The sequence below is a fragment of the Comamonas sp. 26 genome, assembly GCF_002754475.1.
GTDB lineage: Bacteria > Pseudomonadota > Gammaproteobacteria > Burkholderiales > Burkholderiaceae_C > Comamonas.
In genome coordinates, this window is record NZ_PEFL01000003.1 from 334,358 (window position 1) to 347,154 (window position 12,797).

Below are 12,797 nucleotides of genomic sequence, written 5' to 3' on the forward strand. Positions count from 1 at the left end.
GCCATGCTAGGAACAGCGGCAAGCCTATTGGGTGACGCACGCATTACGGTTTGGTAAGGGACGGACAGTAGCTGCAACCCAGTCCGCGCGCGCCCTCACGCTGACCAGAACTCAGTCAGCTCTGAACACGCAACAGCTTTGATTTGCCTGTTTTTTCATCAAGGCAAAGTAAACACGCCTGAATTGCCTAAAAAACAGGCGATCAGCCTGTTTTCTCGTGTGATTTTTCATACATGAGTACTAAGAGTATCTAGATATCGTCAGATCAGGTCGACAGCTGGCTCAAGCCATGTTTTCAATAAAAGTGCTCTCAATCCCTTGTATAGCTTTGGATATCTACTATCAAAAGAAGAGCTACCGAGTTATCCATTCGGTGGATAAATTGAAGATCCGTGCCTCTGTTTTTCAAGAAATCAACACAAAAAGCAGATCTGGCATACAAATCACGTTTTGAGCAGCTACAGAAGAAAAACTAGCCAGGATAAAACGCATGAAATAACGAGCTTCATAGCTGTGGATAAATTACATGTTCTCCGAACTTAGAGAGCCACAATAAGCGTGAACAACCTTAACCACAGCACTTGAAAACTAGCAATTTTTCACTCTTAAAGCGAATTTTCAAATTCTAGAAAAACCTATTTATTCATAAAAATTTAACAACCTTATCAACAACTATTACTACATAGTTATCTCCAAGATACAAACAAGCTCCATCAGCGTCACTTCTGTGGATAAGTTTCTTGAAAACTACGTTTCAGACAATCCACAATTAAAATGAACAAGTCCTCCTCAAGTGGTGGAAAAGATTACTCATATACACCTCCGAGATACATCTGTAGAACATACGAAAATCATCGATTTGTATGCTGTATTGCATAAGAAATTCAATCTTATTTAATACATATCCCTGTACGAATACTTATAAAACGCTAAAGCACAGTGCCTTTGCGTCTCGAAAAGCGCTGAAATGCACGAAAAAAAGTGGGCTGAAGAGGCCCTGAATTCCTTTGATGCCGTCGTTGGAGCCATGCCAGGATTTCGCAGCCGTGAAGGGCAGCGAAAAATGGCAGCTCAAATCGCAAAAACGCTGAGCGAAGCCCAGCTCGGAAAAGTCGATGAAGACGATCCAGAACCCCGCCGGGCCATTGCCGTGGTGCAGGCCGGAACAGGCGTGGGAAAGTCGCTGGCCTACAGCATCCCGGCCATCCGCATGGCGCTGTCGCGTGGCACGCGTGTGCTGATATCCACCGCAACGGTGGCGCTGCAAGAGCAGTTGGTAAACAAGGATTTGCCGGCACTGGCCGCCAAGCTCGATCAGCCCTTCAAATTCGCGCTGGCCAAGGGCCGTGGCCGCTTTGTCTGCAAACTCAAGCTGGAGCGACTTGCCAGTACGGGCGAAGCGCAGGATGAGGAAATAGACGATCTTTTTGGCGATGAAAAGGCCCAGACCAAGATCAATCGGCCCCAGCACGAGCTGCAGGCCCGCATGCAGTTCTACAAATCCATGGCAGATGCGCTGGCAACCGAGGCATGGAGTGGCGACCGCGATTCGCTAGAAACGCCGCCAGAGCCCGAGGCATGGAGCCCCGTGGCCGCAGAGTCATCGTCTTGCACTGGCAAGCACTGCCCTGCTTTCAGCAACTGCGTTTATTACGAGCGCCGCAAGGACCTGGTAGCCGCGCAAGTCATTGTGGCCAATCATGATTTGCTGCTTTCCTCGCTCGGCTCCAAGCTGCTTCCGGATCTGGATAACTGCCTGCTGATCCTTGATGAGGCGCACCACCTGCCCTCCACCGCGCTCGATCAATTTGCAGGCGAGATGGACCTGAGCCGCCTGACCTGGATCGACAAACTGGCCAGCCGTGCGCTGCGCGTGAACCAGGTCGCTGAAGTGGAAGAGCTGGCCGATTTGCCCAAGCACGCAGGTCAGCTGCGCCTGCAGATGCAGGAGCTGGCCAGACTGGTCATGGAGCAGTACGGAGAGGCCCTTAAATCGCAAAAAGACAGCTATGGGCCGCCTAGGGTACGGGCGGCCCGCGGAATGCTGCCTGAGACGCTTTTAGAGCCTTTGGGCCTTATTGCGCACCATGCCGATGGCTTTCTGGATGCGCTGCGTGCTGTTTCCAAAGCGCTGCGTGCAGAAATCAAGGACAAGCCCGAGGAAGCACAGCGCCTGTCCACCATCTATGCGCAGGTCGGGGCACTCGCACCGCGGCTGGAAGCCATCTCCAACACCACTCAATTGCTTTTGCAGCAAAGCGGGCAGGATGGCGAGAGCACGACGGTGCCCAACGCCAAGTGGTTCACGCTGGAGATGGACGGGGAATTCATTGCCGTCAAGGCTCACGCCAGCCCCATTCAGCCGGGTTCCACCCTGCGCCGGCACCTGTGGTCGCAGGTCAGAGGCGCAGTGCTGACCTCTGCCACGCTGGCCAGTTGCGGCCATTTCGACTTCTTTTTGCGTGAGGCTGGGCTGGTCAACGACCCCTCAGTCACCACGCTGGAAGTACCCAGCCCCTTCGACTATGCCCGCCAAGGCACGCTAGTGGCCCGGGAGACGGCCGCAGACCCGCGTGAAGCGGCCCGCTTTACCGAGGAGATGGTCGAGGCCTTGCTGAACGATCTAAGCCGCATACAGGCCGGTGCGCTGGTCTTGTTCACATCCCGCGAGCAAATGCGGCAGGCGGTGGATGCGCTATCCACCAGCATGCGCAATCAGGTGCTGGTCCAAACCGCCTTGCCCCGCCAGACCTTGCTGGCGCGCCACCGCGAAGCCGTGGAAACGGGCGAGCCTTCCATCATCTTCGGCATGCAATCTTTTGGTGAAGGGCTGGATCTGCCCGGTGCGCTGTGCGAGTCGCTGTTCATCACCAAGCTGCCTTTTGCCCCGCCCGACGACCCGGTGGGTGAAGCAAGAGCCGAATGGCTGCGCAGCAGTGGCCGCAACCCCTTCAACGAACTGGTTGTGCCTGCCACGGCCATTCGCCTGGCGCAGTGGGTAGGACGCGCCATTCGAACCGAAGAAGACCAGGCCCATGTGTACTGCTATGACCGCCGCCTGACAGGCACCAGCTATGGCCAGTTGCTCATCAAGAGCCTGCCGCCATTCACCCTGCAACGCAGGCCGGTTCAAGCTGTTTGATGACACTGGCGAAGAGGCTTTTTCAGGCTTCTTCGCGCCATTTTTGTGGCGTTTTTCACGCCTCTTAGCCTGCTGCACCAGCCGTCTATTTCATGCCTGGCATCGGCATGAGCACAAGCCTTTTTGCACCAAAAGGCTTTTGTAATTTTTCTAACACTTGAAGGGGTGGAGTTGGGTGGAGGATCAATGACTCCAGCCTCCCAACCTTCCTAGTGATTCGTTGTGCTCTCGCATCCAGTCGCTCAGCGATTGCGCTGTGATCAACAGCTGGAGTTCATCAGACACGATGAGTTCGCATCACTTCGCAATGGGCGTGGCTTCTCGCAACGGTGCCATCCACAAGTTCTTTGCTTTTGACCTGCAGCTGTGGGCAGGCTGCAAAGGAGCAATTGAAGGCGTCTTCAGAAAAATCGTTTGAAAACAATGGCGTAAAGACCATTGAATTTTTTTGAATGCACTGCTATCGCCTGCCTGCAATGGGCAGTGTGGCTTTACGGAATAGCTATCCCCAGCTGTTTATAACATTCTGTGGATAACTTCCTTCACCAAGGACTTGTTATTGAACTTTATCCCCAACTCTTGATGTTGAGGCTGCGCATCTTACGCCAATTTTTTGAGTTCTGACGCGTCAATTTTTCTAAAGCCATTTTTTCCTGCTCTCACCCTCTGTAGAGAGGCTTTGAGACACCTGATTGACGGAAGTTCAAACCCACACACATTGCGCAATCTTGGGTTTGCCTTTGGTTGTTCTTTAGATTTCTTATAAATATTTAGTCGTAGTAGTAAGGATCTCATGTTCCTGTTGATAACTATCAAAAATTGATAAAAATCAACCATCTTGGGTTCTGATAAACATGGAGACAGATGATGGCTACTGCTGTCCTCCATTCATGAACAACTTGCAAGGTTTAAGAATTTCTGTGGACAACATCTAAGTTGATATGGCGTTATCCACAAAAATTCATATCTCATGAATAAATAAGAAAAACGCTGTTTATCAAGTAAATACAAGCATTATTAGCTATGCTTTTTATAGTGAATAACTAAAGAAGACCTGATTGGGCACATCAGGTTTGAGGGATGTGAAGTACCCCGAGGGCTTTCTCAACAATCTGAGCAACCCATTTTTTATTCAATGCGTGCAGGTATGCTGTGCAAACTTTGGCTTTAGTTGTTATTGCTAATCTTATATTTTTACTTAGTAGTAATAGTAAGTGACCCACTTAATTGTGGATAAGTAATAAATTTCAATAAAAATCAACGACTTAAGATTTATTTAAGTCTGTGGCTGAAGATCAACTCCTGCTGTCCTTGATTTGGGAATAACTTTTTCAAACTGGGAATATCTGTGGAAAACATGAAAATTTCTCTATTCTTATCACCATGTTTATACACAGGCCTGTTTGACTGATGACAGACATGAAAAAGCCACCCGGAGGTGGCTTTGCCTGGTTGCAGCTGTCTGGCTGACTAGAAGTACCGTGCGTATCGGAGCTGGAGAAAGTTTGCGCCGGGGTTGGGTTCCTTGATTCCTGCATTGGAGTGGTGCTCCAGCCGTAAGCTGATTTCGTTTTTCAGCTGCTCGCCAAACAGGTAGCCGACTCCCAGGTGACTGGCAAAGTTGTAGCGCGTTGAGAACTCTTTGTGGTCTGTGATGTAGCGATGGTTGGTGGCATAGCTCACGCCCAGCCCTGCTTGCAGAAACCAGGGTGATTGGCCTTGTGCGGGGCGCCAGCGCAATGTGGGTTGTGCTCCCAGAACCCAGGTCGAACGATTGCCGCCCTGGTAATCGGCCGACCAGCGACTGACCGAGAGATCCCAGTAGCCTGTCAGCTTGCCCGAGCCTAGTGCGTAGCTCCAGTTCCAGGGGAGCATGACGCCGCCGGTCCAGCTGTCTGTGCCATGTTCTGAGGCACCGTATTGCAGGTATACGCCTGTGGCCGAGTTCTGCACAGACTGTGCATGGGCTGACAGGCTGAGCAGCGCTGGAGCCAGCAACATGACAAATGTTTTTGCTATCTGCAGCTTTTTCATGGCAAAGATCCTTCCAGTGTCTGGAATACGGGGCGTTATCGATCTGCTTGAATGGCCTGAATTTCGTATGCTCTGTGGAAATGAATCTAGATCTTTGTTAATAAATGTGCTGTCGGCAAGCGATTGCGCTTGCAGTCAGCCAATGGATATCGTGCAAAAGAAAAAGCCCCCGGTCATGACGACCGGGGGCTTGTTGATTGCAGCTTCAGTTCAGCTTACTTGGTGGCGGGAGCAGGCGCTGCGGGGCGTTCCTGACCGGGTTTGCCGCCATGGTGACCGTGGTGGTGCTCACCGCGCTGGTGATGCATGCGCAGCGAGGCCGCGTCGAATGTCTTTTGCTGCTCTGCATTGAGCTGAGCGTAGAAGGCCTTGGTGGCGTCGGCACGGCGGTCCATTTCAGCATCACGCTTGGCGCGCATCTCACGCATCTTGTCGATGCGCTGGGGCGTGGTCAGCTTGGCAAATGCGTCACGGTCGCTGGGGGCAGGGCGCTCACCGGGCTTCATGGCGTTGGTGTACGTGGTCCAGGCGGACTCCTGAGCGGGGGTCAGCTTCAGGTCGGCCTTGAGCTTGGCCATACGTTCCTGCATGTGTTCCATGCGATCACCGCGCTTGTCACTACGTTGATGCTTATGGTGCTCTGGGGCTTTTTGGGTTGCTGCTGGCTGCTCTGCAGTGGCAGCAGTCTGTGCGAAGCTGGGCAGGCTCAAAGAAGCGAGCAGGGCAGTGGCAACAGCGGCGCCGGTGATGGTTTGGCGAAAGCGGGTCATGTCATATTCCTTTTCAGTTGAAGTGGAAGAAGTGGCCGCTCGGTCTGCGTCTTGAAAGGCATTCGGCAGCGGATGGATGAAGTGTGGGGCGCTCATGTTTCTGTCACGTGAGGTTTTGCAGCCGCTCTGTAAAGTATTGAGAAGATTAGGCGGCTCTGACTGCGCAACAATGGATGCATGGGCTGCTTTGGCAGCCGATTTTTTCCGTGAGACTCCGCTGCGGGATCTCACGACGATTGAAGGTTTAGCAAAGGTTTTTGATGTTCAAGAACATGATTGTTTATCGCATTGCCGAAAGCTGGCAGGGCGATCTGCAGGTGCTGGAAGATGCGCTGCAAAAGACGGTGTTTGCCGAGTGCGGCGCGACGCAGGAACGCTCGGTCGGCTGGATGCCACCGCGTGGCGAGCAGCATGGCCCGCTGGCCGAATCGGTGGCTGGGCAATGGGTGATGCGCTTCATGAGCGAATCCAAGATGCTGCCTGCCAGCGTGCTCAACCGCAGGGTTAACGAAAAGGCCGCACACATTGAAGCGACGGAAGGCCGCAAGCCGGGCAAGAAAGAGAAAAAAGACCTGAAGGACGAGGCCAAGCTGGATCTGCTGCCCATGGCTTTTACCAAGCAAGGTGCCATGTGGGTCTGGATTGACCCGCAGGCGCGTACGCTGGTGCTCGATACCAGTGCGCAAGGCCGTGCCGATGAGATCGTCACGCTGCTGGTCGAAGGCCTGCCCGGCTTTGCGCTGGCACTGGTGGACACTCAGACCAGCCCGCAGGCGGCCATGGCGCACTGGCTGATGACGCAAGAGCCACCCGCAGGCTTTGCGGTGGACCGCGAATGTGAACTGAAGGCTGCCGACGAATCCAAGGCCGTGGTGCGCTACGCACGCCACCCGCTGGATATTGACGAGGTGCGCCAGCATATCGAGCACGGCAAGATGCCCACCAAGCTGGCCATGACCTGGGATGACCGCGTGAGCTTTGTGCTGACCGAAGGCCTGCAGATCAAGAAGATTGCGCTGCTGGATGCGGTGATGGATGGCCAGTCGCAAGACGATGGCGGTTTTGATACCGATGTGACCATTGCCACCGGCGAGTTGTCACGCCTGATTCCTGATCTGATCGAGGCGCTGGGCGGTGAAGGCCGTACCGGTCTGGGCGAGTGGCTGCCTGCTTCTTTGCGCGCCACGCCTGCTGAAACCTTGCCCGTGCGACTGGCCCAAGGCCGCAGCCAAGGCACGGTGACCGGTCCGGCTGCAGCGCCTGCCGATACCGCTCCCGAAGAAGCACCCTTCTGATGCTATTGAAGGTATAGCTGCTTGCGCTTTATAAATAATGATTTGGAAATGTTTTGATGCTAAAACATTGAAAGAACAAGCGCAAGAAGCTATCAAAAAATCATAAAAAGGCCTGCCAGATTACTCTGACAGGCCTTTTTTGTAGGGCGTTTTAAAGCCGTTGAAGCAGCGGATTACACGCGCTCAAAAATCGCTGCAATGCCTTGGCCACCGCCGATGCACATAGTCACCAGAGCGTAGCGGCCACCGGTGCGGTGCAGCTCGTAAATTGCCTTGGTGGCGATGATGGCTCCGGTAGCGCCCACGGGGTGACCCAGCGAGATGCCAGAGCCGTTGGGGTTGACCTTGGCGGGGTCCATACCTAGCTCCTGAATGACGGCACAGGCCTGGGCGGCGAAGGCTTCGTTGGCTTCGATGACGTCCATGTCCTGAATCTTCAGGCCGGTGCGGGCCAGTACCTTTTGCGTGGCGGGCACGGGGCCGATACCCATGTATGCAGGCTCCACACCGGCGTGAGAATAGCCGACCAGACGGGCCAGAGGCTTGGCACCCGAGGACTTCAGGGCCTGCTCGCTCATCATCAGCACGGCGGCAGCGCCGTCATTGATGCCGGAGGCATTGCCGGCGGTCACAGTGCCGCCTTCCTTTTTGAACGCGGGCTTCATGCCGGCCAGTGTTTCCAGCGTGGTGGTGGCGCGCACATGCTCGTCGGTGTCAAACAGCACCACGCCCTTGCGGGTGGCGATTTCGATGGGAACGATCTGTTCCTTGAAGCGACCGGCTTCAATGGCGGCAGCGGCGCGCTGCTGGCTGAGAACTGCCAGTTCGTCCTGCATGGTGCGGCTGATGTTGTAGCGCTCGGCCACGTTTTCAGCGGTGATGCCCATGTGCATTTTTTGCCATGGATCGTGCAGGATGCCCAGCATGTAGTCGATGCTTTTGGCGTCGCCCATGCGTGCGCCCCAGCGTGAAGCCATGTCGAAGTAGGGGCCACGGCTCATGGATTCGGAGCCGGCGCCAATTGCTACCTCGCAGTCGCCCAGTGCAATGGATTGCGCAGCCGAAACGATGGCTTGCAGACCCGAGCCGCACAGACGGTTGACGTTGTAGGCGGGAGTTTCGATGGGGCAGCCAGCATCCACAGCGGCCACGCGGGACAGATAGGCGTCGCGGGTTTCAGTGGGGATGACGTTGCCCATGACGACGTGGCCCACGGTGTCGGCCGCAATGCCTGCGCGCTCAATGGCGGCTTTGACCACGGTGGTGGCCATTTGGGCATTGGGAACGTCCTTGAGGCCGCCACCAAAGGTACCGATGGCTGTGCGCGCTGCGCTGACGACGAAGATGTCTCGGGTGCTCATGTTGTTTGTCTCCTCCATTGCGAGAGCAATGGTTACTGATCTATGCGTGGATGGTCTTGAAGTGAATGAGAGCGTTCACATCCATTTCGTCGCATATTTTGCAATAAATGTTGCGTTGCAGCATGTCTCATTGTTGACGACTGGCAGTCGAAAAAATGAGACAGGTTTCACGTGAAACCCGGGTCAAGCGTTTTCGGAGACTTTTCCTCAGGCTGCAGCCTTGCTGCGGCGTCTGGGCGTGGGGGTAATGGGCTCGCGTGATGAGCAGGCGACAGATCGGTGTCGGCGCTGGCCAGATCGTCGAGGATGGGACAGTCGGGCCGGTCATCGCCATGGCAGCAATGCACCAGCGTCTGCAAAGTGCGCTGCATGGACTGCATGGCGGCAATGCGCTCGGCCAGCGCGGCAATATGCTTTTGCGCAATGGTCTTGACCTGATTGCTGGCACGGTCCTGGTTTTGCCACAGGCCGAGCAGGGTGGCGATCTCATCCATGGAAAAGCCCAGATCACGCCCGCGGCGGATAAAGCGCAGCGCGTGCACATCGGCCTCCGTGTACTGGCGGTAGCCGCTGTCTGTGCGGTGAACGGGTGCCAGCAGGCCTAGTGATTCGTAGTGGCGCACCATGCGCGGCGACACCCCGGCACGGCGTGCGGCTTCGCCGATGACGACAGGCCAGTTTTGAGCGATTTTTTGCGTTGATGGTTGGCTAGGCATGGTGCTCCTCGAAAAAACGCGCCAGCGGCCCTTTGATGACTTGCATGAGGCGCTGGCGCTGTGGTGTGAGAGCTGGCTCAGGCGACCTTGTAGCCTTCTTCGGCAATGGCGGCTTGCAGTGCATCGCGGCTGGCGCTGCTGTCCACCTCAACGCGGTTGGCGGAACGGTCGATCTTGATCTGGGCCTGGGCGTCAATGCCTTGAATGGCGTTGGTGACAGCGCGTTCGCAATGGCCACAGGTCATGCCTTGAACTTCAAAAACTTGTTGCATGGATCAGCTCCTTCAGAGGTGAGCCACCGGGCTGGTGGACTCTATGATTTGAATGTTCAACCCTAACATCATGGCAAGGTCAAGCGCTTTTCAAAACATGAGCACCGGCAGGGTTGATAAGTCGCAAAGCATGCCGATAAGAACTTGTCATATTGCAGGTCGCCATGGTGCAAGTGCTTTGGTTGTGGCCTTTTTGTTTGTTGACAATTTGAAACAATTGCTGTTTCTGGTGTAAAAGATGCCGGTCTTTCAAAGTCGAGGGGGGATTCATGAGTCTGTTGGAAATGATGCGGGGTTTCACCATCCGCACACGCATGCTGGGCGCCATTGGTGTGGTGATGGTTTTGCTGGGATTGCTGGGAGGCGCTGGCATGCTGGGGATGTCGCGCATTCAGGATATGAGCCAGGATTTTCGGAACAATGCCTTTGCAAAATCAGGCCATATGGCGCAATTGCGCATAGAGCTGGGCGGCATCCGCATCAGTGAAAAAGACATGGTCATCCAGTACGAGAAGCCTGAGGAAGTGATCAAGGCCAATCAGCAGTGGAGCAAGTTCATCGACCAATCCAAGGCCACGCTGGGCAAGTTTATGACCGATCAGAGCGCAGAAGATGCGCTGCTGGCCAAGAGCATCACTGAGCGCATAGACAGCTATCGCAAGCTGTTTGAGCCGGTGGCACGCCAGCTGGAAGCTGGGGGCTATGACTCGGCAACCACGGCCAATCGCATGAGCGGCAAGGCGCTGGCCGAAATGGCCGAGGCCGACAAGTTGCTGGCCCAGCTCGACAGCTTGCTGCGTCAGCAGTCAGATGCGCTGACCGCGGCTGAGCGCAAGGTGGCTGAGCAAACGCGCTGGTTGTTTATCGCGGCGGTGGTGCTGGCTCTGGTGGTGGTGATTCCGCTGACCTTGCTGAATATGCTGTCCATCTGCCAGCCGCTGGAAAGCGCCCGCCAGATGGCCTTGACGATTGCTGGTGGGGATCTCTCGCGCAAGGCGCATGTCAGCGGCAAGGATGAGCTGACCGATCTGCAGCAGGCGCTGGATGAAATGCAGCAATCGCTGAGCAGCACGGTGGCGCAAGTGCGCGACGCCAGCGGCAACATTGCCACGGCCAGCCAAGAGATTGCGACGGGCAACCAGGACCTGTCTGCCAGAACCGAGCAGACGGCCAGCAACCTGCAGGAAACCGTGGCTTCTCTGGCCCAGTTGACGGCTACTGTGCAGCAGACGGCATCGTCGTCGCAGCTGGCCAATCAGCTGGCTGCTTCGGCATCTTCCACCGCCGTGCAAGGCGGTCAGATCGTGGGTCAGGCCGTGAACAGCATGCAGGAGATTTCAGGCTCCAGCCGCAAGATTGGCGACATCATCGGGCTGATTGATTCCATCGCATTCCAGACCAATATTCTGGCGCTGAATGCAGCGGTAGAAGCCGCTCGCGCAGGCGAGCAAGGCCGCGGTTTTGCCGTGGTGGCATCTGAGGTGCGCAGTCTGGCCAAGCGCTCGGCCGAAGCGGCCAATGAAATCAAGACGCTGATCAACACCAGCGTGCAGAGCGTGGATGTGGGCGCGCGCCAGGTGGAGAGTGCGGGCAAGGCCATGCAGGACACGGTGGACAGCGCCAAGCGCGTGGGCGACATCATTGGCGAGATCACTGCGGCGTCCAGCGAGCAGTCTCTGGGTATTAGCCAGGTGAATCAGGCCGTGGGTGATATTGACCGCATGACGCAGCAAAACGCGGCGCTGGTGGAAGAGTCTGCCGCAGCTGCCGAATCGCTGCGCGAGCAGGCGGCAAGGCTGGCGCAACTGGTCAGCCAGTTTCAACTGGCGGGTGGTTCTGTGCAGGCCGCGATGCGTGCTGGGCCAGGGCCGCGCCGGAGTCCACCTCCGGCGGTGACGTCGGTTGGAAAGGCTGCCTTGCCTAAGCAAAAGTCCCCGTTGCTGGAACATGCATAAGCGCTAAGTCACGCCAATAAAAAAAGCCCGGTTGCAGCAATGCGCCGGGCTTTTTGCTTTCAATTCAGTAGCTGCCAGCGCAATCAATGAAAGCGCTGGAAGCTGTTTTAACTATGAATGAGCGATAGCAGGGTAGTCGGTATAGCCGTCTTCGCCACCGCCATAAAAGCGTTTGCTGTCCCACGCATTGAGCGGCAGATTGGCCTGCAGGCGGTGCACCAGATCGGGGTTGGAGATATAGGCTTTGCCAAAGGCCACCACGTCGGCGTAACCGCTTTCAACGGCGTTCATGGCCATCTGTCGGTCATAGCCGTTGTTGACCATCCACGCGCCCTTGCCACCTGCGGTGCGGTAGGCCTGCTTGAGTGCGTGGTAGTCAAACGGCCTGTCAGCCAGCTCGCGCGGGCCACCGGTCGAGCCTTCAATTACGTGGATATAGGACAGGCCCAGTGGAGCCAGCTGGCGCATCAGATGCTCAAACAGCGCTTGCGGGTTTTCGTCCGTAATGTCGTTGGCCGGAGTGACGGGCGAGATGCGAATGCCCACCTTGCCGCCGCCAATGGCATCGGCCACAGAGAGCATGCATTCGCGCACCAGACGGCAGCGGTTTTCGATGCTGCCGCCGTAATCGTCGGTACGGTTATTGGTGCTGGTTTTGAGGAATTGATCAAGCAGATAGCCATTGGCGGCATGCAGCTCCACACCATCAAAACCGGCAGATTTAACGGCCTCAACTGCGGCAACGGTGAAGCTGTGGACGATTCCCGGAAGCTCCTCAGACTGCAGTGCGCGCGGTGCAGAGGTGGGGAGGAAGTTGCCCTCGCCAGTCTTTGGGTCGATCAAATAGGTCTTGGACTGGGCAGTCAAGGCCGATGGCGCAACAGGCGCGTGGTTGCCGGGCTGCAGTGTCGTATGAGAAATACGGCCTACATGCCAGAGCTGGGTGACGATGCGACCGCCCTTTGCATGAACGGCGTGGGTCACTTTTTTCCAGGCCTGCAGCTGCTCTTCACTATAGAGGCCGGGCACGTCAGAGTAGCCCTGAGCCTGCGCGCTGATGGCCGTGCCTTCGCTGATCAGCAGACCTGCCGAGGCGCGCTGTACATAGTAAGTCTGCATTGCCGGTGTGGGCACCGCATTAGGTGCCCGGTTACGCGTCAGTGGCGCCATGGCAATGCGGTTGGGCAGGCGCAGGCTACCTGCTTCAATCGGATCAAACAGAGAGGGCATGCAAAGCTCCAGATGAAAAAAA

The 12,797-nt window shown here is 55.9% G+C and carries 10 protein-coding genes; 4 read left to right on the plus strand and 6 right to left on the minus strand.

Going from position 1 to position 12,797, the window contains the following annotated elements:
• Window positions 1-967 precede the first annotated feature (967 nt).
• Complete coding sequence (gene dinG / locus CLU84_RS19680) at window positions 968-3,142, plus strand: ATP-dependent DNA helicase DinG (protein ID WP_099739612.1); 2,175 nt, start codon at window positions 968-970, stop codon at window positions 3,140-3,142.
• 1,470 nt (window positions 3,143-4,612) lie between these two features.
• On the opposite strand, the gene CLU84_RS19685 is transcribed toward dinG, so the two are convergent.
• The gene (locus tag CLU84_RS19685) at window positions 4,613-5,176 is read right to left on the minus strand and encodes an acyloxyacyl hydrolase (RefSeq protein ID WP_099739614.1); all 564 of its coding nucleotides are present in this window, start codon (window positions 5,174-5,176) and stop codon (window positions 4,613-4,615) included.
• Window positions 5,177-5,391: 215 nt separating this feature from the next.
• Window positions 5,392-5,946: a Spy/CpxP family protein refolding chaperone gene (locus CLU84_RS19690; protein WP_099740065.1), complete on the minus strand. Its 555-nt coding sequence runs from the start codon at window positions 5,944-5,946 to the stop codon at window positions 5,392-5,394.
• A gap of 260 nt (window positions 5,947-6,206) precedes the next feature.
• Between CLU84_RS19690 and CLU84_RS19695 the strand changes: the two genes are divergently transcribed.
• Entirely contained in the window at window positions 6,207-7,241 is a 1,035-nt protein-coding gene (locus tag CLU84_RS19695; RefSeq protein WP_099739615.1) for a recombination-associated protein RdgC, read from the plus strand.
• A gap of 173 nt (window positions 7,242-7,414) precedes the next feature.
• Here the strand turns inward: CLU84_RS19695 and CLU84_RS19700 are convergent, their stop codons facing one another.
• From CLU84_RS19700 to CLU84_RS19710, 3 genes are all read right to left on the minus strand, one after another.
• Window positions 7,415-8,602 (minus strand): acetyl-CoA C-acyltransferase family protein, encoded by a 1,188-nt coding sequence (locus CLU84_RS19700; RefSeq protein WP_099739617.1) that lies wholly within the window; start codon window positions 8,600-8,602, stop codon window positions 7,415-7,417.
• Window positions 8,603-8,769: 167 nt separating this feature from the next.
• Entirely contained in the window at window positions 8,770-9,318 is a 549-nt protein-coding gene (gene cueR / locus CLU84_RS19705) for a Cu(I)-responsive transcriptional regulator (protein ID WP_099739619.1), read from the minus strand.
• A gap of 77 nt (window positions 9,319-9,395) precedes the next feature.
• The gene (locus tag CLU84_RS19710) at window positions 9,396-9,590 is read right to left on the minus strand and encodes a heavy-metal-associated domain-containing protein (RefSeq protein WP_099739620.1); all 195 of its coding nucleotides are present in this window, start codon (window positions 9,588-9,590) and stop codon (window positions 9,396-9,398) included.
• Between the two features lie 52 nt (window positions 9,591-9,642).
• On the opposite strand from CLU84_RS19710, the gene CLU84_RS22100 reads away from it, so the two are divergent.
• Together CLU84_RS22100 and CLU84_RS19715 are read left to right on the plus strand one after the other, a co-directional pair.
• The gene (locus CLU84_RS22100) at window positions 9,643-9,825 is read left to right on the plus strand and encodes a hypothetical protein (protein WP_158235246.1); all 183 of its coding nucleotides are present in this window, start codon (window positions 9,643-9,645) and stop codon (window positions 9,823-9,825) included.
• Between the two features lie 34 nt (window positions 9,826-9,859).
• A complete protein-coding gene (locus CLU84_RS19715; protein ID WP_099739622.1) occupies window positions 9,860-11,545 on the plus strand; it encodes a methyl-accepting chemotaxis protein in 1,686 nt (561 codons plus the stop codon).
• A gap of 111 nt (window positions 11,546-11,656) precedes the next feature.
• Here the strand turns inward: CLU84_RS19715 and CLU84_RS19720 are convergent, their stop codons facing one another.
• Complete coding sequence (locus CLU84_RS19720) at window positions 11,657-12,775, minus strand: alkene reductase (RefSeq protein ID WP_099739624.1); 1,119 nt, start codon at window positions 12,773-12,775, stop codon at window positions 11,657-11,659.
• Between the last annotated feature and the right edge of the window lie 22 nt (window positions 12,776-12,797).